This is a genomic window from Streptomyces sp. 4N124 (genome assembly GCF_052245395.1).
Taxonomy (GTDB): Bacteria; Actinomycetota; Actinomycetes; order Streptomycetales; family Streptomycetaceae; genus Streptomyces.
Map to the genome: position 1 here is coordinate 188075 of NZ_JBQQBS010000010.1, position 19690 is coordinate 207764.

Sequence of the window (19690 nt, forward strand, 5' to 3'; positions counted from 1 at the left end):
CGGCCGTGGGACCGAGGCCGCGGACACGGTGGACCCGTGCCCGCGGCCTCAACGCATGCGGCGCCAACCGGCCCGCACTTACCCGCCGACCGCCTCCAGCGAGAGCGCGAAGACATGCGCCCGGGCGGTGCCGCCCGTCGGTGCGGCCAGGGTGATCCCGGTGAGCTGACGGGTCGCGTCGAGTTCGACGACCTGGTGGAAGATGGCCGCCTTGGTGCCCAACGGACCGTTGCGCGTGTGGATCTGACTGGTCGTCACCGCCGTGGACTCGTCGTACGCGGGTCCCGACGCCAGCCAGCCGGTGAGCCGGAGCTGTGTGGAGGCGGTGGTCCCGTCGGCGTACCGGAGCGTCGCCGGGACGGTGACGTTCGCCGTGTCGCCCGCGCCGAGCACGTGCAGCTTGCCGTAGGCGCCCTGCGGTACGGAGATGTTCTGGCCGCCCGCGACGACGTTGTTGTTCGTTCCCTCGCTGCCGTTGGTGAAGGCGAAGCCGATCCCGTTGTCGGAGGTCTGGCCGGTCTGCGGGAGCTGGGCCATGGGGTAGGTGCGGCCGGTGCCGTCGAAGTCCCCGTCGCCGTAGTACATCTCGGTGGTGATGCCGTCGTTGTCGAAGTGGCTCGTCAGGTCGACCTGGGTGACGGTTCCGGTCTGCGGCAGCTCCGGCAGGCCCCACCGGTCTGCGGGAGCGGAGATCGGTACGGGGGCGATCCGCAGCTCGGGGCGGTGGCCCGCCGGATGGATCAGGGCCTCCGCGCCCTGGGGCATGTCGAGTTCGACCACGCCGTCGCCGAGGTCGCGCCAGTCGGGAGCCGGGCCGCCGATCCCGGCGACCGTGACGCGCCCGCTCAGTGAGTGGCGCACCCGGCAGGGCTCCCCGGCGAGGCTGCGGACACGTACCCAGCGGGTACGGCCGCCCCGGCGGACGGCGCTGACGAGGAACGCGCCCTGGGTGCGGAAGTCGTGCAGCGTGACGTCCCGCCACTCCCCCGGCACGGCGGGGAAGATCCGGATGGTGTCGCCCCAGCTCGTACAGAGCATGTCGTGCAGGCTCTGCGCCGCCGACAGCGGAGTCTCGATGACGGGGCCGGCCTCGTAGTACATGGTGTTGGGCTGGACGAACCGGGCCACCAGCTCCCGCAGATACGTCAGCGAGTCGTCGCCCCGGCCCATCATCGCGGAGAGGGACGCGGCACCGGAGAAGCTGTAGCCGCGCAGGGCGCCCTCGAAGCCGATCCAGTGCTTCAACGACCGCTCGATGAGATCGCGTTGCTCGGGCTGTTCCCAGTTGACGAGGTAGAGCGGGTACACGGCGAGCATGTGGGAGTAGTGGCGATGCGACTTCGCGAAGGGAACCCCGGCCCCGATCATGAAGCCGTTCGCGTCCACCGGGTAGCCGGTGAGCCGGTCCAGGACCTGCCTCCACTTCGGCGCCAACTCGTCCTCGACACCGAGCAGTTCGACGGTGTCGAGCAGAGTGACGCAGCTCCAGAGCAGCAGCGCCAGGTCGTAGTTGCAGTCGGGTGCGCTGCCGTACTCCGGTGAGAAGGTCTTCGGGAGGTGGAGCCGGCCGTCGTCGCCCTCGTACAGGAAGTGCAGGTAGTAGGTGGTGGAGCGGCGCAGGAGCGGGTAGAGGATGTCCTCCAGCAGGCCCCGGTCCATGGTGTGGCGGTAGGTGAGCCAGACGTTGTGCAGCGCCCAGGGCAGGTTGCCGACCTCCGGGTCACCGGAGCCGCCGGGGACGGCGACGCTGCCGTTGTCCTCGCACTGGGCGTCGGTGGAGCGGCGCAGGCCCGCCGAGTCGGCCCGGTACTGCGGCTTCAGGGCGCCGATGAGGATGTCGGTGTTCTCGGCGAGGGTGCGGGGGATCGCGTCCAGTTCCAGGTGGTTGGAGCCGTGCACCGGCCAGTACTCGAGCTGGACGTTGAGGTTCCACCAGACGGCGGGCCAGGGGGTGGGTTCCAGCCAGGGGCCGGTGGTGGCCATGACGGGGGCGTGCTCGCGGGCGGCGGAGGCGAGCTTGTAGAGCTGGAGCCAGTAGAAGCTCTGGAGCATGCCGTCCGGGAGTGAGACGAAGCTCTTGCGGTAGAAGGCGTGCCACCAGTCGCGGTGGGTGCGCAGCAGGCTGGAGACGGGCAGCGCGGACGCCTTGCGGACCGCCGTCCGGGCCCGGCCCTCGGCGTCGGTGCCGGGGTGGGAGTGGGTGACGCCCAGGCAGAACGTCCGGTCGTCGCCGTCGGCGCGTTCGCGGTGGGCGGTGGCGGTCTGCCCGCCCGCGACAAGTTCCTGCACCACAAGGGTCGTGCCGTCCGGCTCCTTCGTGGTCACCGGTGCGGGGTTGGGCTCCAGGTCGTCGGGCGGATCCTCGCGGACGATACGCGGGCTGACGGCGGGTGAAGGGACGTACTCCCAGCGGAAGTTCCGCTCGCCCGCATCCGCACGGGCGGTGACGAGCAGCAGCGTGCGGTCGTTGTGGACCAGCGCGCGCAGCCGGATGGTGCCCTTGTCGGTGGTGAGGGTGCCGGTGATCTCCGCGTTCCACAGGTCGAGGCGCAGATCGGCGCCGGTGATGGTGCCGACGGGGTGTAACAGCAGATTGCCGACCGGGAGCCGGGCCACGCCCCAGTCGCTGCCGAATTCCGGCCGGTGGTCCTGGACTTCGCTGTGGTGCACGGTGAAGCGCAGGGCATTGCGGCCGGGCTCCTGGTAGACGATCGAGCCGAGCAGCCCGTTGCCGAGGAAGGGCCCCTCGTACCAGGTGCGCGGCATCCGCTTCCACACCGGGTCCTGTGCGGCGAGGAACTCCTGCCACTCGCGGTCGGTCCGCATACCGACCAGGCCGCCGGCGCCGCCGCCCTGTTGAGCCGCTGCCGCCGGTGCGGCGACCGACGTCGCGGCACCGGCGGCGACACCTCCGAGAAAGCCTCGTCTACTCACTCTCATCATCGATCTCCTCATATTGATCCGATGACTTGGCTAGACGGGAGCGTAAGAAGCGGCTAATGATGCGTCAATACACCGAACAGCACGACCGATTCACCCGATGACTCGTGAGTGGGAGGCACACATGCGTGTCGTACGATCCACAGTCACCAGAGCCCTGACGGTCGCCGCCTGCCTGGCGGCGCTGTGCGCTCCGACCGCCGCCGAGGGCCAGGCCGCAGGCCCGGAGCGGAGTTGGCGCACCGCTGCCCCCGGCGGCGGCCCCGTCTCCGCCCAGCTGTCCCTCACCGACTCCGGCGGCCTGACCCTGACCGCCCGCGACGGCCGCACGACGGTGCTGCGGCCGTCCGCCCTCGGCATCCGTACCGCCGTCACCGACTTCTCCGATGGGCTGAGCTTCGTCAGCCGTCGGGACCGGCCCGTCCATGAGACGTACACGACGACCACCGGCGCCCGCACCCGGCACACTCTCGACGCCACCGAATCCGTCTTCACCTTCCGCAAGCAGGACCGCCTGCTGCGGATCGCCCTGCGGGTCGCCGCGGACGGCGTCGCCTACCGCTATGAACTCCCGCGGGGTGACGGCGACTCCGGCACCGTCACCGTGCTGGGCGAGACCTCGCAGTACGCGGTGCCCGCGCAGGCGGACTCCTACCTGCTGCCGTACGACAACGGCCGCCAGGACTACGAGTCCATCCACAACCACACGACACTCGCGCAGGCCAAGACCGGCACCGACTACGGCTACCCGTCCCTGTTCCGCGTCGACGGCGACAGCTGGATGCTGCTCGGCGAATCCGGCCTCGACAGCTCCTACGCGGGCTCCCGCCTCACCCTCGACCGTGTCGACGCGGACGCGGGCCGCTTCAGCCTGAAGCTGCCCGACCCTGCCGAGGTGGCCACGGCACCCTTCGCGACTCCCTGGCGCACGATGGTGATCGGCGATCTCGCCAACCTCACCGAGAGCGACCTGATCACCGACCTCGCGGCGCCGTCCAAGGTCGCCGACACCTCGTGGATCAAACCGGGGAAGGCCGCCTGGTCCTGGTGGTCCGACGGGCAGAGCCCGACCAGCCTCGCCGCGCAGAAGAAGTTCGTCGACTTCGCCGCGGAACAGGGCTGGGAGCATGTGCTCGTCGACTCGGGCTGGAGCAACGACTGGATGCCCGAACTCATCGCGTACGCCCGGGAGAAGGACGTCGGTGTCTGGCTGTGGGTCCGGTGGCAGACCATCGACGCGGCGAGCGAGATCAACACGTTGCTGCCGCGGTGGAAATCCTGGGGCGCGGTCGGGCTGAAGATCGACTTCATGGAGTCGGACGGGCAGGACCGGATGCGCTGGTACGACGCGATCTTCGCCGGAAGCGCCAAGAACGAGCTGATGCTGAACTTCCACGGCGGCACGATTCCCCGTGGGCAGCAGCGGACGTGGCCGCAGTTGATGACCGTCGAGGCGGTGCGGGGCGCCGAGGGCACGCGTCCGCGGCCGGGGCGTGAGCCGTTCCCTGCGGGGCATTACACGACGCTGCCGTTCACCCGTAATGTCACCGGGTCCATGGACTTCACGCCGGTCACCTTCACCGGTGTGCGGCCCACCAGTGACGCGGCCGAGTTGGCGTTGTCGGTGGTGTACGAGTCCGGGGTGCAGCACTTCGCCGACAGTGTCGAGTCGTATGCGTCCCGGCCGCTTGCGGAGCGGTTCCTGGCGGGGGTGCCGACGGTGTGGGACGACACCGAGTTGGTGGATGGGGCGCCTGGGGATCGGGCGGTGTTCGCTCGGCGGTCCGGGGGTGAGTGGTTCCTGGGAGCGGTGACTTCTGGGGGTGCGCGGACGCTGGACGTATCGCTCGGTTTCCTTGGGTCCGGGCACTGGCTCCTCGATCTCTATCGGGATGCTCCGGGTGGTGGTCTTGCCGTCGAGACACGTGAGGTGACCGCTGATTCGCGGCTTGTTGTGGATGTGCCCGCGAACGGCGGTTTTGCTGCACGGGTTTGTCCGGCGGAAGAAGGTCGTACGAGCTGCGGGTAGTGGTTCACGGTGCGGGTCGTGGGGGGCTGGTCGCGCAGTTCCCCACGCCCCTATCGGGGCGCTGTTGTGAACGTGGTGACCATGGGGCCACCCTCGCCGAGATGGACGATCGTGCTGGTGCCGTCCGTCCAATGGGCGGTGAGGGCCAAGTCGTCCACCTCGACGGTGACTTGCCCGGTCAGTGGGGGCGGGTCCGGTTCCGCGGTGAGGGAGGCTAGGGCGACGAAGACCGTGCCGGAGTGGGTGTCGCCGACGGTTCCGGTGAGTTCGGGGACCAGGGCCCAGGGGCCGTAGGCCGTGCCCTGTGGGGCGCGGACGATGCCCTGTCGGTGCCAGCCGTGCAGGCCCAGGAGCCGGCTGGTCACCTCCTCGCCGGCGATGCGGATCTCGTCGGCGAGGGCGGCTTCGGGCGCCGCCTCCGGGGGCAGGGCGACCGCCCAGCCGGTGTGGTGGACGGGCGTTCCCGGCGGTACGCCGACCGTGCGGTGCACGCGGAGTTCGAGGCTGCCTCGGGCGAGGGTGAGGCTTTCGATGCGGGCCGACGGCAGGACAGGGCCACCCTCGGGGAACACCGGACGGTGCCAGGAGGCGAGCCAATTCGGGCCGCCCGCAAGGGGGTTGACGCGGATGCGGGCGCTGCGGGTGCTGCGGGCCTCCAGCGCGATGTGGTTGTCGGGGGTGTTGGCGGCGCTGGTGGGGCCGGTGCGGGTGGAGTAGGCGAGACGGGCGTAGAGCGGGTTGCCTGGGGCCTGCTCGGGCTCGCGGGAGTCGAGCTTGTAGCTGCCGTGGTTGTGCAGGCGGACCAGGCCGTCCCGGGTGGTGGTCTGGACGAGCAGTCCGGGAGCTTGGAGGGCGAGTGCACGGTCGGGGCCCTCGGCGGGGGCTCGCTCCTCCGTCGCCGTCCACACCGGGTCCTCGGGCGGGAGCAGCAGGGCGAGGAAGCCCTTCGACGCCCAGTACGGGGAGCCTGGCCCCGAGTAGCGCTGAAGCGTTGCCGCGTGCGGGCCGTACCAGCCGAGGGTGAGGATGCCGTCCTCGGTGAGGGCGCCGCGGTCGAGGAAGTGGCGCAGGGCTCCGCTGAGGATGCGGCGGGTGGTGCCGGGGGTGAGCGGAGTGCTGTCGGTGAGGGCGCCCAGGGCCACGGCCGCGGTCGCGGCGAAGCGGTACGTCAGGGAGCGACCGTGGTGGATCGGCGCGCCGTTCGCGTCGAAGAGGAGGGCGAAGCCGTCGAGGAACTCTCGGAGGCGGGGGCCGAGTCGGTCCAGGAGGGGGCCGTCTCCGGCCAGGTGGGCGTGGAGGAGGGGGTAGAGGTGCAGGGCCCAGCCGTTGTAGTGGTCGAAGGCGCGGCCGTCGCCGTCGGAGTACCAGCCCTGGCCCTGGTACCAGCCGTCCAGCAGGTCCAGGCCCCGCTCGATCGCTCGGCGCGTCTCGGTGTCGCCCCGGCCTGCGGACTCCAGAAAACCCGCGACCGTCAGCGGGAAGAGGTACCAGTTGTTGGGTGCGGGCGTGTGCGTGAGGGCGCCGCGCAGCCAGCGTTCGACGCGGTCCTGGTCGGCGGCGGAGAGGGTGTCCCAGGTCCAGGGTGCGGTGAGGCGGAGGGCGAGGGCCACCGACGCGGACTCCACCATGGGCTGGCCCTGGATGCCGTGGTGGCCGATCTCCGGCCAGGACTCGGTGTCGTCGCGGCCCGGAGTGCGAGTGCCGCGCACGAGGCCGGCGGTGTAGCGGTCCAGGAAGCCGTGCGGGTCCTTGCCCGAGGCCCCGGCGGTGCGGAGGGCCGCGAGCAGGAACGTACGGGCGAAGCCCTCCAGGCCGTCGGAGCGGACGCCGGACTTCGAGGGCGGGCCGGGCAGGTCGATGAGGGCCTGGCCGGGGGTGGCGTAGCGGAGCGCGGCGGTGAGCAGGTGATCGGCCACGGCTTCCCAGTGGGCGCGGGTGTAGCCGGTGTACGGGCTGAGGGTGCGGTCTTCGGGCGGGAGCGGGAGTTCGGGCATGGCCGGGCCACGCCTCCTGTTCGTCTCGGGCTCGCCTCAGGCGAGGCGCGCCAGGCGTTCGGGCCGGACGGGGTGGGCGAAGGGACGGCCGAGGACGTACGACTCGACCTCGGCCAGGGCCAGTTCGGCGAGGCGGCGCAGCTCACCGCCCTTGGAGCCGGCGATGTGCGGGGTGAGCAGGACGTTCGGGCAGTCGTAGAGCGGGGAATCGGCGGGCAGGACGTCCGGCTCGGTGACGTCCAGGACGGCGTGGAGTCGTCCTGACACCACCTCGTCGGTGAGGGCGTCCTGGTCGATGACGGCGCCGCGTGCGGTGTTGATCAGGGTGCCGCCGGTGCGCAGCCGGGCGAGGAGGTCGCGGCTGACGAGGCCGCGGGTCTCGGGCAGCAGCGGCGTGTGGACGCTGACGGTGTCGCAGCGCGCGAAAAGTTCGGACAGCGACACCGGCTGGGCGCCGAGGGCGCGGGCCTCGGCGTCGGATGCATAGGGGTCGTGCAGCAGGACCGTCAGGTCGTGCGGGCGGAGCAGGTCGATGACGCGGCGGCCGATGATCGAGGCGCTCAGGATGCCCACCGTGCGGCGGTAGTTGCCCGCGTCGGGGTGACGTTCGTTCCAGTCGACGCGACGGCGCTCTGCGCGGTAGACGCGGGCGGTCTCCAGGACGCGCTTGTTGGCGAGCAGGATCATGGCAAGGGCGTACTCGGCGACCGGTACGGCGTTGGCCGCGGCGGCGGAGGAGACCGCGAGGCCGCGCTCCCAGCAGGCGGGGGTGATGTGGTGGCGTACCGTGCCCGCGGTGTGGATGACCGCACGCAGCCGGGGCGCGGCGTGCAGCACCGCCGCGTCGAGGGGCGGGCAGCCCCAGCCGGTGACGAGCAACTCGGCGTCGGCGAGGGCACGGTGGGCGGCGGGCGTGGTCAGGTCGTCCAGGACGAGGTGCGGGTCGATGTCGGTGAGGTCGGCGAGGCGGGCCCGCGCGTCGGCGTCGAGGACCTGGCGGGCGGTCCGCTGCGCCATGGCCAGGACGGCGCGCGGGCGGCGCCGTTGAGGGTGGGGTTCGGTCATTTCACGCTTCCGGCGGTCAGGCCCGACTTCCAGTACCGCTGCAGCGTCACGAACGCGACGATCAGCGGGACGACGGCGAGCAGCGAGCCGATGACGACGAGCGGGTAGTACTCGGGCGAGACGGTGGCGGAGCTGTTCCAGGTGTAGAGGCCGAGGCTGAGCGGATACAGGTTCTGGTCGGAGAGCATCACCATGGGCAGGAAGAAGTTGTTCCAGATCGCGGTGAGCTGGAAGAGGAAGACGGTGACGAAGCCGGGGCCGAGCATGCGCAGGCTGACACGGAAGTACGTCTGCAACTCCCCGGCGCCGTCCACCCGGGACGCCTCCAGCACCTCGGTCGGCACATAGCCGCTGCTGAGCAGACGGGCCAGGTAGACGCCGAAGGGGTTGAACAGCACCGGGATGAAGACCGCCCAGAAGGTGTTCACCAGGCCGATGTTGGACGCCACGAGGTAGAGCGGCAGGGCGAGGACGGTCGGCGGGACCATGACGCCGGTGAGGACCAGGCCGAACAGCTTCTCCTTGTGCGGGAAGTCGTACTTGTCGAAGGCGTACCCAGCCGCAACGCTGATCAGCGAGCCGACTAGGGCGCCGACGACCGCGTACAGCAGGCTGTTGAGGTACCAGCGGCCGTAGACGCCGCCCTCCATGGAGAACAGGTCGGTGAGGTTCCGCCCGAGCGAGAAGTCGCCGAGGCTGAGGATGTCGCTGCTGAAGAGCGCGTCGGAGTTCTTGGTGGAGGCCAGCAGCAGCCACAGGCCGGGCAGCAGGGTGTAGAGGGCCGCGACGAGGACGACGACGTTGGCGACGGCGCGGTTGGTGAGTCTGCTCGTGGTCATCGTGGGCTCCGTTCGCGGCGGCCGGCCCAGCGAGTGACGGCGTACGACAGGGCGCAGGTGACGACGAGGAGGATGACGGACGCGGCGGAGGCCAGGCCGTAGTTGTTGCGGCGGAAGGCGGCGTCGTAGATGTACATGTTGGGCGTGTAGCGGGAGTTGACCATCGGGGTGGCCTGGTTCATCAGGGTGGGTTCGGTGAACAACTGGAGTGCGCCGATCAGGGCGAACATGCAGACCATGACGACGGAGCCGCGGATGATCGGCACCTTGACGAACAGCGCGGTGCGCAGGCCGCCTGCGCCGTCGATGCGGGCGGCCTCGATCACCTCGCGAGGCAGGGCCTGGAGAGCGGCGTAGAAGATCACCATGTTGTAGCCGAGGCCGCTCCACAGCGCGATGTTGACGATGGCCGGCAGCACGGTGTGCAGGCCGAGGAAGTCGATGTGGATGTCCGCCTCGGCGAACACCTTGATGACGGGGCTGAGGCCGGGGGTGTACAGGTACAGCCAGATCACGGCGGCGATGATGCCGGGCACCGCGTGCGGGAGGTACAGCATCATCTGTGCGGTGCGGCGCAGCCGGACCAGGCCGGAGTCGAGGAGCAGGGCGAGTGCGAGCGCGCCGACGACGACCACCGGGACGAAGATCACGCAGTACAGGGCGATCACGCCGAACCCGGAGCGGAAGCTCGGGTCGTCGAGGACCGCGAGATAGCTGCGCAGCCCGGTGAAGACGGTGGTGCCGCCGCCGAAGCCGAGGCCCTCGTGGTCCTGGGAGAAGAGGCTGAGGTAGACCGAGTAGCCGACGGGGATCAGGAACACGGCGATGAGCAGGGCCGTGAACGGGGCGAGGAGCGTGACGCAGGCGAGGAGTTGCTGGCGGCGTCCGGCGCGGCGGGTGCGGGCGGGACGCGTGGCGGGGGGTTTCGTTCCCGTGCGTTCTTCTTCGGAGAGCACTGTGCTCACGGCTGCTCCTCAGTGGGTGGTGACCGACAGGCCGAGGCTGTTCAGGTCGGGCAGCGTTCTGCGCTCCCCTTGGCGCAGGGCGCCGATGATGCTGCCGCTGCCGGCTCCGGCCTTGGCGAACCCGTCCTCGACGGAGGTGATCGTGGAGGTCATGCGCGGGCCCCACTGCCAGCGCGGTGAGACCAGCCGCGCGGACTCCTGGAAGAGCCCGAAGATGTCCTGGCCGGAGTAGTAGGCGGTGTCCATCTCCTTGCGGGCCACGGGGACGAGCGCGGGTACGGCCGGGTAGGCGCTGCTGATGCCGCTGGAGAGCTTGGCACGCAGGGCGTCCGGGCTGGTGACCATCCAGATGATGAACTCCAGTGCCTCCTCGGGGTGTTGGCTGTCCTTGGTGACGGCGAAGGTGGAGCCGCCCTGGGTACCGAGGGACGGTTTCGCCGGGTCCCACTGCGGGAGCGGCGCGATCGCCCATTTGCCCTTGCCGCCGGGGGTGGAGTTCATCAGTGAGCCGGCCGCCCAGGCGCCCGCCATGTAGCCGACGGTCTCGCCGTTCTGGAGGTGCGCCCGCCACTGCTGGCTGTCCACGGGCTCGACGCGCACCAGGTCCTGGTCGACGAGGCGCTGCCAGTACTCGGCGACCTTGCGGGTCGGGGCGTCGTCCATGGTGATCCGCCAGGTGTCGTCGGCGGTCCGGAACCACTGGGCGCCGGCCTGCCAGGCGTAACCGGCCATGTGCTGGGAGCCGTTGGTGAAGAAGCTGGCGAGCCGGGAGCCGGGGTCGGCCTTCTTGAGCGCGCGGGCTGCGGTCTCGAACTCGGCCCAGGTCTTGGGGACTTGGATGCCGTACTTGGTGAGCACGTCCTTGCGGTAGAAGAACATCATCGGCTCGATGTCCACCGGCACGGAGTAGATGCGGCCGTCGAGGGTCGTGAGGTCGAGAGCCTGCGGAAGGAACTTTCGGCGTACGTCGTCGGGGAGCAGGTCGGTGAGGTCGCGGGGCACGCCGTCGATGGCGTAGCCGGGCAGCTGGGGGTACTCGATGGTGGCGACGTCGGGGGCGTTGCCCGCGCGGGCGGCGTTGCTGAGCTTGGCCCAGCCGCCCTGGGGGCCGGACGGGACCTGCTGATAGTCGACCCGGATCTTGTCCTGGCTGCGGTTGTACTCGTCCACGACCTCCTGGGTGCCGCGCAGCGCCGACCAGAACGTGAGGTGCACCGGCCCGGTCCCGGCGGTGTCGCTGCCTCCCGAGGAGCAGCCGGCGAGCAACAGGGTCATGGCGGTGAGCAGTGCGGCTGTGGCCAGCCGTACGCGTCGTCGAGCCGGCATGGGGCCTCCCGCGTCATTGCTGGGGTTACCCAAATCCTGAGCGGGAGACGAAAAAGGCGTCAATACATCGAACAGAAGAAACTAGAACGGTCAAACGAACAACTCATGGATGTCAGCGAGTGGCGCGCGTGCCCGTGGACTCCCGGATCACCAGGCTCGGCAGCAGCTCCACGTGCCGGGTCGCTCCGGGGCGCAGTCCTTCGCGGGCCGCGCCGAGGCGGCGCAGCAGCAGGCCGAAACCGATCCGGCCGAGCTCGGCCTTGGGCGGGGCGACGGCCGTCAGCGGGACCGGGCCCATGTCGGCGACCACGTCGTTGTACGCCACCACCGAGCAGCGCCCCGGCACCTCGATGCCGGCCGCCTGCAGCCGCTGCACCAGCACCAGCGCGTCCATGTCGCTGTGGATCAGCACCGCCGTCGCGCCGGTCTTCCGCACCGCCTCCACCAGATCCGCGGAGCGCGGGTCGGCGGCGGACGGGTCGGGGCCCGCGGTACGGGAGCTGAGGATGGTCCGGCAGCCCGCGGCGAGACCGCGGGCGGCGGTCTGCCCGGCGAACTCGTCGCGGATCACCCGCGCCGTGGGGCTGTCGTCGCGTGCGGCCAGGACGATCCGCCGGTGTCCGAGGCCGGCCAGGTGCTCCAGCGCCAGGTGCACGCCGTACGCGTGGTCCGAGCGCACGGAGTCCAGCGGGTAGATGGCGCTGGTGCGGGCGGGGCGCCGCTCCACCAGCACGACGGGCACCTCCAGGGCGGCCAGCCAGGCATGGTCCGCGTCCATCTCCTCGGCGCGCGTGCGCCAGTGCGGCGACAGCAGCAGCCCGCGCGCGCCGCCGTCGAGCGCCTGCCGTACCGCCTCGCGCTCCGCCCCGCCGTCATCGGCCGCGATGTGCAGTTCGAGCCGCAGCCCGGCCTTCTCCGCCGCCTCCCGGGCGCCTTGGACGGCCTCGGTGAGATACGTGTTCCGCTCGGGCACGATCATGGCGACGGCATCGCCCCCGGCGAGGCTCTCTTCGGGTACGGGCCGCAGCGACCGCGCCACCCCGTGCCCCCGGCGCACCTCTCCGCGCCGGGCCAGGTCCTCGACGTCCCGACGCACCGTGACGACCGAGACGCCGAGTTCGTCGGCGAGATCGGTGATGCGCGCGACACCCCGCACCCGCACCAGCTCCGCGATCCGGGCCTGCCGCTTCTCCGCCGACTCCCGCATGCCCTCACCGTTTCCGATCGATTGCCCGCGATACCTCCATTCTACCGATCAATCGATCAGACGAGCGGGCCCAGTACCGACCGTTACTCAGGCCGACACAGAACTGCCGTCAGCGCCTCCCGCAGAAGGTGTACGGCTTCGTCGGCGTCGGCGGCGCCACTCCCCCGGCGCCAGGCCACGTACCCGTCGGGCCGGACCAGCAGCACGCCCTCCTCGTCGATCTCCGCGCGGCGGCTCCACTCGCCGTACGCGTCATGGGCGTCGCGGTCTATGACGACGCCGCGCAGATCGAGGCCGAGTTCCCGGGCCAGGCTGTCGGCGGCCTCGGCCCATCGCATGCCGGCGAGACCGGTGACAACGCAGAAGCCGCCCCTGCCGACCAGGTCGAGCGTCGAGACACGGCCGCCCTTGTGGTCGACGAGCCAGGCGTGCGGCAGCTTGGCGCCGGGGCGGGAGGTCGGGCGGCCGAAGAGTTCGTCGTCGCGGGTGATCGTCTCGACGGTGCCGTCGGGGAGGACGGCGGCCGACTCGTAGCGCTGGTTGTGCTCGACACCGTGGGCGTTGAACTCGTAGTGCTTCAGCTCGATCGCCTCGCGGATCGCCCGCCGCTTCTTCGCCCCCTCGGCGTCCGGCTGCCGCGCCGCGTGCAGGGCCTTGGTGATGCCCTCCTCGTCCCCGCCGACGACGCCGAGCGCTTCGAAGAGGGGCAGAAACTGGTCACGGGAGAGATTCGCGCGCTCGACGATCTGCTGCGCGACCGGGGCGCGTTCGTCGGAGTAGGTGTCCAGCAGTTCGGGCCCGGCCTGCCCCTTGAGGACGGCCGCCAGCTTCCAGGCCAGGTTGTAGGAGTCCTGGACGGAGGTGTTGGAGCCGAGGCCGTTGGACGGCGGGTGCCGGTGGACGGCGTCCCCGGCGCAGAAGACGCGTCCGGCGTGCAGCCGCGTCGCGTAGGCGTGATTGACGGTCCAGAGGGAGGCGTTGTCGATGCGGACGTCGAGTTGGTCGTCGCCGACGAGGTCGCGGACGATCGCTGCCGCCGTCTCGTCGGTGACCTCCGGCGGGGGGTTGTCGATGTCGTAGCCCCAGACGATGAGCCACTCGTTCCAAGGCCGCACCATGCGCAGCAGGCCCATGCCGATCCCGCCGACGTCGGCGCCCGGGCGCATGATCCAGTACAGGACGCTGGGGCGGTGCTCGACATACCGCGCGAGGTCGGCCTTGAAGACGATGTTCATGCTGCCCGCCTTGCCCATCTGCCCCTCCATGGGCAGCGCGAGCTTCTCCGCGACGAGGCTGCGGCCGCCGTCGGCGCCGATCATGTACCGGGCGCGTACGGTGTGTTCGGTGCCGCCGGGCCGGTCGCGCAGGCGCGCGGTCACGCCGTCCGCGTCCTGCTCGAAGTCGACCAGCTCGGTGTTGAGCCTGATCACGGCGCCCCGCTTGGCCGCGTTGGACAGGAGGATCGGCTCCAGGTAGGTCTGCGGGAGGTCGATCATCCCGCACGGGCTCTGTGCCGCGTACTCGGTCAGGCTCTCGTCCGCGGTGCCCCAGGTGCGGATGCGGCCGATCTCGTCGCCGAGGAGCGACGTGGCGAAGACGGTGTCGCCCATCAGATGGCTCGGTGTGCCCTTCTCCAGGGCCTCCTGCTCGATGCCGAGGTCGCGGAAGACCTCCATCGCGCGCTGGTTGGTGATGTGGGCGCGGGGGGTGTCCGCGAGCCACCCGTACTTGGTGACCAGGTGGGTGCGCACCCCGTAGGTCGCCAGCAGCAGGGCCGCGGTACCGCCGGCGGGGCCGCTGCCGATGACGAGGACGTCGGTGTCATAGTGCTGCTCAGGCGTGCTCATGCTGTCTCCGTGAAGCTTCGTCAAAACCCGTGAGAGAAAAGGCTGTTCAGTCGCCGAGGCGGGCGATGTGGAACGTGAACTCGAGCAGCCGCCACTCGCCCTCGACCGGCCGGCCGTCGGGTGTGGGGCCGGTGCGCGGGACGAAGTCCGTGATCAGGTCGTCCTTCACGCCGAAGACCGCGTCGCGCTGCCCGGGGGCTCCGTCGAGGTAGGCGCCGCCGCGGACGAACAGCTGGGTGATCAGGGGCTGGTATCCAGGGGCGTCGATCAGGAAGTGCACGTGCGGTGCGCGGTAGGGGTGGCGCCCCACGGCGGAGAGCATCCTGCCCACCGGCCCGTCGTCCGGGATCGGGTACTCGGACGGGAGAATCGACCAGAACGTGAACCGCCCGTCCTCGTCGGTGGTGAACCGGGCGCGCAGCACCGGCCCGTCCAGATCCGGGAGTTGGACGTCGTAGAAGCCCTCCTCGTTGGACTGCCACACGTCCACGACGGCCCCGGAGACCGGGGCGCCCTCGCGGTCGGTGACCCGGATGTCCGCCCACAGCGGTGTGCCGGCGAAGTCTCCCGCGATGTCGCTGCCGTGCTCGGCGGCGGGCGGCCCGGCCACGTAGAAGGGGCCGAGGATCGCCGATGAAGTGGTGTCGGGCGTACGGGAGTTGGTGAGCGCGTCGACCACGCTGGACACGCCGAGGGTGTCGGAGAGCAGGATGAACTCCTGCCTGGTGTCGGTGGTGATGTGACCGGCCTCGGTGAGGAAGTCGATCGCGAACTGCCACTCCCGCGGGGTGACGTCGTTGCGGATCGTGTAGGCGTGGAGGGTGCGGGCGAGATCGGTGAGCAGCTGCCTGAGGCGCGGGTTCTCGCAGCCGGCGAAGCTCGCCACGACCTCTTCGGTGAGCGGACGCAGGTCGGGAGGTCCTTCGGGGCGGCGGCCCTGCCAGGCGTTCCGCAGCAGGCCGGCGAGACCGATGCGGGTCAGTTCGCGCGGGTTGGGGTACGGCTGTGCGGTGGCCAGTTCCGCCGCGCGGTCCAGGTCGGACTCGGCGAGGCCGAGTTCGCGCAGCGAGGTGGGGCCGCCGACCCGGTGGATCAGGTCGAAGACGCCCGCGGGGGCGTCGGGGACGCTCAGGGCGCGGGCGATGCGCTCCATCGCCTGCGGGGCGGCGGGCGCGTTGTACGCCATAGCGTGCGGGAGGACCACGGTGTGGGTCTCGGCGTGCGGCAGGCCGAAGGCGCCGCCCAGTGTGTGGCAGAGCTTGTGGTGCAGCCCCATGCCCACGGCCCCCAGGCACATGCCCGCCAGCCAGGCGGCCTGCAGCAGCTCGGCCCGCGCCTCTGCGTCGGTCGGGTCGTCGTGGAGGGCCGGGAGCGCCCTGCCGATGGCGGCGACCGCCTCCACGGCCATGGCGTCGGTGACCGGAGTGGCGTCCGGGGAGTAGAGGGCCTCCACGGCGTGGGCCAGGGCGTTGATGCCGCTGGTCACCGTCGCCGGGACGGGCAGGCCGAGGGTGAGCTCGACGTCGTACACGACCGTTTCCGGCAGGATCGCGGGCGAGGAGCGGGTGGTCTTGCGGCCGTCGACGGTCTCGCCGAGCACGGGGGTGACCTCGGAACCGGCGTACGTGGTCGGCACGATGACCTGAGGCAGATCCGTGCGGACCGCCAGCGCCTTCGCGAGGCCGGTCGTCGAGCCGCCGCCGATCGCCACCAGGCAGTCCACGCTCCGGTCCCGCAGCAGCCTCAGGGCCTGCTCGGTCACCTCGACGGGAGTGTGCATGGCGGCCCCCGCGAACTCGGCCGTCACCAGCTCGCCCAGGACCTCACGGAGCCGCTCGGTGTCCTTGTGCAGGGCGCGTGACCCGCCCGACAGGAGCATCACCCGGGACGCGCCGAGCCGCTCGGCCTCCTCGCGCACCCGGTCCAGGGTGCCCGCACCGAAGATCACCCGGCTCGGTCCGGCCGTATGGACGAAACTCCTCATGTGGCCGCTCTCCATGCTGTGCTCTGTGGGGGTCGAGGCGTCTGCGGCAGTATCCGTACCCGGTGGCGCGTCGCGCCTGCACATTCGCCGCATCCCGCTGCACGAAAACGGCGACATCCGCTGCCGCTTGCCCACGTGAGCGCGGGACCGGGAGACTGACCGGGGCGCGAAGGAGGGCCGTATGGGCGAGATGGGACTCGGTGACACCCACGGCATCCTGGCGCGGCCGGGCGTGCGTCCCGTCCGCAGCAGCGCGGGGCTCGGCTGGGAGCGGCTGTTCGTGTCGACGCAGCGGGAAGTGCCGTACCGGGACGCCTTCCCCGGAGCCGACAGCCATCTGCTGATCCTGCACCTGGACGGACCCGTGACCGTCCGGCGCGGACGCCGGGGACTGACCGCCGCCCGGCAGGTGCCCCCCGGCGGACTGTTCCTGCATCCGGCCGCCACGGAGCTGGACGTGGAACTCGGCGGCCACCTCAACACGGTGCACGTCTACCTCTCGGACGTCGCGCTCCAGGCGATGGCGGACGACGAGCGGACGGTGCGGTTGAAGGAGGAGTTCGGCAGCACGGACCCGCTGCTGGAACAGCTCGTGCTCGCGCTCGACGGAGTCGTACGACGCTGGGAGCCCAGCGGGGCCGTCTACGCGGACCAACTCGCCCTCATGACGGCGGCGCAGCTGGCACGCCGGCACAGCGTAAGGCAGCGTGACGCCGACGCGCCGGAGCGGCAAGTGGGGCTCAGCGACCGGCAGTTCGCGGCCGTCCGGGAACTTCTCGACGCCCGGCTCTCCGAGCCGCTCTCGCTGGCGGACCTCGCATCGGCCACCGGACTGAGCGTCAGCCAGTTCGCCCGGCGGTTCAAGGCCCGCACCGGGTGCCCTCCGCACCGGTATCTCGTGCGGCTGCGGGTGGAGCAGGCGGCCCGGCTGCTGCGTGCGGGCACCCTGCCGATCGCGCACGTGGCAGCCGCATGCGGCTTCTCCCACCAGGAGCACCTGACCAGAGTGCTCCGCTCCCATCTCGGTACGACCCCGGCGGCGCTGCGCCGCGAAGGCTGACCGCCTGCCGAGGTGACCTGCGCGTGAGGCTGTCAGGGGCGTCGGCCCACGGCGATGAAGTTGGCGGCGAAGAAGCGGCGTCCGCTCGCGGTCTGTTCGGCGCGCCGGAAGGCGTCGTCCCAGCAGGCGATGTCGTCCGGGGTGGCCAGGCCCTCGGCGACGAGGGTGTCGCGGGCGGCCCAGACGGGTCCGCGCATGCCGGGCGGGGGCGCGAAGACGTTGATGTGGCCTTCGAAGGTGACGACTTCCAGGCCCGCGGCGGTGAGGAGTTCGTCGAGCCCGGTGCCCACGGTCAGGTCGTTGCCGCGGCGCCGGTGCAGTTCGCGGTAGCGGTCGTCCATCTCGTCGAACTCGGGAGGGGCGTTCCGTAGGCCGGAGGAGCTCAGGTCGATGTCCACGAGGTACACCGCGCCGCCGCCGGGCCGGGCCAGCGCGGCGAGATGGTCGACGATCGCCTGCTCACGGCCGCCGTTGTGGGCCAGCACATGCCGCAGCATCACCAGGTCGAAGGTGCCCTCGGCCAGCCCGGTGGCGTCGGCGGATCCGCCGGCGGTGTGCACGGGTGCGCCGGTTCGTGCGGCGAGTGCGGAGGCGACGGCCAGCGCGTCGCCGTCCCGGTCGACCGCCCATACGGCACCGTCCGGTGCCGCCATGCTCGCCAGCCGCACCGCGATCGCGCCCGGTCCACATCCCACGTCGGCGATCCGCGCGCCGGGCACCGCACCGGCGGCCACCCACAGATCGCGTTCCCGCCGCTCGGCGGCATCGGCCATGAGCCGGTAGCGCTCGATCTCCGAGTCGCTGAGGGTCAGTGCGTAGTCGGCCACTTCGGTCCTTCCTCTCCTCCGGGGCGCGCGCAGCCCGCATAGCGCACATGGCACGCTCAACGTCCCCCAAAGCGCGAAAACTCGGTGCCTTTGACATGAACTCATGTCTTTCCGTAAACGCCTTGACTCCGTCGCATTCTCACCCGTACTCGATGGAGGTACATCGCATGATCGGCAGACATGCCGCGGCCGGTCGCCGCACCGCCCTGACCGCTCTCGGGATCCTCGCCCTCACCGGGATCACCTCGGCCGCGGCGGCCGAGCCACCCAAGCCGGTGCCCGGGTCCACCGCCGCGCAGACGGTCGGTGCCGACCGGCCGTCGGCGGCGCTGCTGCGTGCCCTGCAGCGTGACCTCGGGCTGACGCCGGGCCAGGCGGCCGAGCGTCTGGTCAACGAGGCGGAGGCGGGCGTCCGTGCGGGCCGTCTCCGCAACGCCCTGGGCGAGCGTTTCGCGGGGGCCTGGGTGCGGGGGGCGACCTCCGCCGAGCTCACCGTCGCGACCACGCGGGCCGCCGACGTGTCCACCATCCGGGCCCAGGGCGCGAAGGCCGCGGTCGTCAAGCGGACCCTGAGCGAACTGCAGGCCGTCAAGGAGAAGCTGGACACCGCCGCCACCCGCGTCACGACACGGGACACACCGGTCTGGTACGTCGACGTACCGGCGAACCGGGTCGTCGTCGAGGCGGTCAGGCAGTCGGCCGCCACCGCCTTCATCAAGGCGGCCGGCGTCCAGGGCCAGAACGTCGGCGTCCGTGTGTCCTCGGCGCGGCCACGGTTGCTGGCGGACATCGTCGGCGGCGACGCCTACTACATCGGGACCACGGCCCGCTGCTCCGTCGGCTTCTCCGTCACCAAGGGCACGCAGCAGGGCTTCGCCTCGGCCGGCCACTGCGGCGACAAGGGCGACAAGACCACCGGCTACAACAAGGCCGACCAGGGCACGTTCCAGGCCTCCACGTTCCCCAGCAAGGACATGTCCTGGGTCGGCGTCAACACCGACTGGACCGCCACGCCCGGCGTCAAGGGCGAGGGCGGTGAGAAGACGGAGATCACCGGCTCGGTCCAGGCACTCGTCGGGGCGTCGATCTGCCGTTCCGGGTCCACCACCGGATGGCACTGCGGCACCATCCAGCAGCACGACACGAGTGTCGACTACTCCCAGGGCACCGTCGACGGCGTGACCAAGACCAGCGTGTGCGCCGAGCCGGGCGACTCCGGCGGCCCGTACGTCTCCGGCAGCCAGGCGCAGGGCGTGACCTCCGGCGGCTCGGGCGACTGCACCAGCGGCGGGACCACCTACTACCAGCCGGTCAACCCGATCCTCAAGGACTTCGGCCTCGTCCTGAAGACCGCGTCCTCCGAGGCCCTGCCGCCCAGTCAGCAGGACAACGGGGTGCAGGGCGCATGGGCCGCCGGCCGCGTCTACGAGGCCGGCGCCACGGTGACCCACTCCGGTGTGCGCTACCAGTGCCTGCAGACCCACCAGGCGCAGGGCGTGTGGTCGCCGAGTGCCACTCCGGCCCTGTGGCAGAAGCTGTAGGTGCGGAAACGGTAGATGTCGTACGACGTCGGGTGCGGGGGCCATGCTCCCGCACCGTCCGCTCCC

The 19690-nt window shown here is 71.1% G+C and carries 13 protein-coding genes; 3 read left to right on the forward strand and 10 right to left on the reverse strand.

The window, feature by feature from the left end:
* Positions 1–78: 78 nt before the first annotated feature.
* Positions 79–2940 carry a glycosyl hydrolase family 95 catalytic domain-containing protein gene (locus ACTWQO_RS13465; protein WP_443237505.1) on the reverse strand — a complete coding sequence of 954 codons (2862 nt, stop codon included), beginning with the start codon at positions 2938–2940 and terminating at the stop codon, positions 79–81.
* A 124-nt stretch (positions 2941–3064) separates the two neighbouring features.
* Here ACTWQO_RS13465 and ACTWQO_RS13470 point away from each other — a divergent pair, with 124 nt between their 5' ends.
* The gene (locus ACTWQO_RS13470) at positions 3065–4969 is read left to right on the forward strand and encodes a glycoside hydrolase family 97 catalytic domain-containing protein (protein WP_443237506.1); all 1905 of its coding nucleotides are present in this window, start codon (positions 3065–3067) and stop codon (positions 4967–4969) included.
* Positions 4970–5019: 50 nt separating this feature from the next.
* Here the strand turns inward: ACTWQO_RS13470 and ACTWQO_RS13475 are convergent, their stop codons facing one another.
* From ACTWQO_RS13475 to ACTWQO_RS13510, 8 genes are all read right to left on the reverse strand, one after another.
* On the reverse strand, positions 5020–6963 hold the full coding sequence (locus tag ACTWQO_RS13475; protein WP_443237507.1) for a DUF2264 domain-containing protein: 1944 nt from the start codon (positions 6961–6963) through the stop codon (positions 5020–5022).
* A 36-nt stretch (positions 6964–6999) separates the two neighbouring features.
* Positions 7000–8028, reverse strand: a complete 1029-nt coding sequence (locus ACTWQO_RS13480; protein WP_443237508.1) for a hydroxyacid dehydrogenase — start codon at positions 8026–8028, stop codon at positions 7000–7002.
* Positions 8025–8867 (reverse strand): carbohydrate ABC transporter permease, encoded by an 843-nt coding sequence (locus ACTWQO_RS13485; protein ID WP_443237509.1) that lies wholly within the window; start codon positions 8865–8867, stop codon positions 8025–8027. Before ACTWQO_RS13485 ends, ACTWQO_RS13480 begins: the two co-directional genes overlap by 4 nt.
* A complete protein-coding gene (locus ACTWQO_RS13490) occupies positions 8864–9823 on the reverse strand; it encodes a carbohydrate ABC transporter permease (RefSeq protein ID WP_443237547.1) in 960 nt (319 codons plus the stop codon). The genes ACTWQO_RS13485 and ACTWQO_RS13490 overlap by 4 nt, the downstream gene beginning before the upstream one ends.
* Before the next feature lie 18 nt (positions 9824–9841).
* Positions 9842–11158 (reverse strand): ABC transporter substrate-binding protein, encoded by a 1317-nt coding sequence (locus ACTWQO_RS13495; RefSeq protein ID WP_443237510.1) that lies wholly within the window; start codon positions 11156–11158, stop codon positions 9842–9844.
* 112 nt (positions 11159–11270) lie between these two features.
* Positions 11271–12365 (reverse strand): LacI family DNA-binding transcriptional regulator, encoded by a 1095-nt coding sequence (locus ACTWQO_RS13500; RefSeq protein ID WP_443237511.1) that lies wholly within the window; start codon positions 12363–12365, stop codon positions 11271–11273.
* An 83-nt stretch (positions 12366–12448) separates the two neighbouring features.
* Entirely contained in the window at positions 12449–14212 is a 1764-nt protein-coding gene (locus tag ACTWQO_RS13505) for an FAD-dependent oxidoreductase (RefSeq protein WP_443237512.1), read from the reverse strand.
* A gap of 46 nt (positions 14213–14258) precedes the next feature.
* Positions 14259–16196, reverse strand: coding sequence for a maleylacetate reductase and hydroxyquinol 1,2-dioxygenase domain-containing protein (locus ACTWQO_RS13510; RefSeq protein ID WP_443237513.1), 1938 nt, complete (start codon positions 16194–16196; stop codon positions 14259–14261).
* Positions 16197–16377: 181 nt separating this feature from the next.
* On the opposite strand from ACTWQO_RS13510, the gene ACTWQO_RS13515 reads away from it, so the two are divergent.
* On the forward strand, positions 16378–17256 hold the full coding sequence (locus ACTWQO_RS13515) for a helix-turn-helix domain-containing protein (RefSeq protein WP_443237514.1): 879 nt from the start codon (positions 16378–16380) through the stop codon (positions 17254–17256).
* 32 nt (positions 17257–17288) lie between these two features.
* Here the strand turns inward: ACTWQO_RS13515 and ACTWQO_RS13520 are convergent, their stop codons facing one another.
* Positions 17289–18083: a class I SAM-dependent methyltransferase gene (locus tag ACTWQO_RS13520; RefSeq protein WP_443237515.1), complete on the reverse strand. Its 795-nt coding sequence runs from the start codon at positions 18081–18083 to the stop codon at positions 17289–17291.
* 167 nt (positions 18084–18250) lie between these two features.
* Here ACTWQO_RS13520 and ACTWQO_RS13525 point away from each other — a divergent pair, with 167 nt between their 5' ends.
* Positions 18251–19624, forward strand: coding sequence for an alpha-lytic protease prodomain-containing protein (locus ACTWQO_RS13525; RefSeq protein ID WP_443237516.1), 1374 nt, complete (start codon positions 18251–18253; stop codon positions 19622–19624).
* Positions 19625–19690: the final 66 nt, after the last annotated feature.

Bases quoted from the DNA above. Each gene is read 5' to 3' on its own strand.
- ACTWQO_RS13465 (WP_443237505.1), bottom strand. From the start codon at position 2,940: ATGAGAGTGAGTAGACGAGGCTTTCTCGGAGGTGTCGCCGCCGGTGCC.
- ACTWQO_RS13470 (WP_443237506.1), top strand. From the start codon at position 3,065: ATGCGTGTCGTACGATCCACAGTCACCAGAGCCCTGACGGTCGCCGCC.
- ACTWQO_RS13475 (WP_443237507.1), bottom strand. From the start codon at position 6,963: ATGCCCGAACTCCCGCTCCCGCCCGAAGACCGCACCCTCAGCCCGTAC.
- ACTWQO_RS13480 (WP_443237508.1), bottom strand. From the start codon at position 8,028: ATGACCGAACCCCACCCTCAACGGCGCCGCCCGCGCGCCGTCCTGGCC.
- ACTWQO_RS13485 (WP_443237509.1), bottom strand. From the start codon at position 8,867: ATGACCACGAGCAGACTCACCAACCGCGCCGTCGCCAACGTCGTCGTC.
- ACTWQO_RS13495 (WP_443237510.1), bottom strand. From the start codon at position 11,158: ATGCCGGCTCGACGACGCGTACGGCTGGCCACAGCCGCACTGCTCACC.
- ACTWQO_RS13500 (WP_443237511.1), bottom strand. From the start codon at position 12,365: ATGCGGGAGTCGGCGGAGAAGCGGCAGGCCCGGATCGCGGAGCTGGTG.
- ACTWQO_RS13505 (WP_443237512.1), bottom strand. From the start codon at position 14,212: ATGAGCACGCCTGAGCAGCACTATGACACCGACGTCCTCGTCATCGGC.
- ACTWQO_RS13510 (WP_443237513.1), bottom strand. From the start codon at position 16,196: ATGAGGAGTTTCGTCCATACGGCCGGACCGAGCCGGGTGATCTTCGGT.
- ACTWQO_RS13515 (WP_443237514.1), top strand. From the start codon at position 16,378: ATGGGCGAGATGGGACTCGGTGACACCCACGGCATCCTGGCGCGGCCG.
- ACTWQO_RS13525 (WP_443237516.1), top strand. From the start codon at position 18,251: ATGATCGGCAGACATGCCGCGGCCGGTCGCCGCACCGCCCTGACCGCT.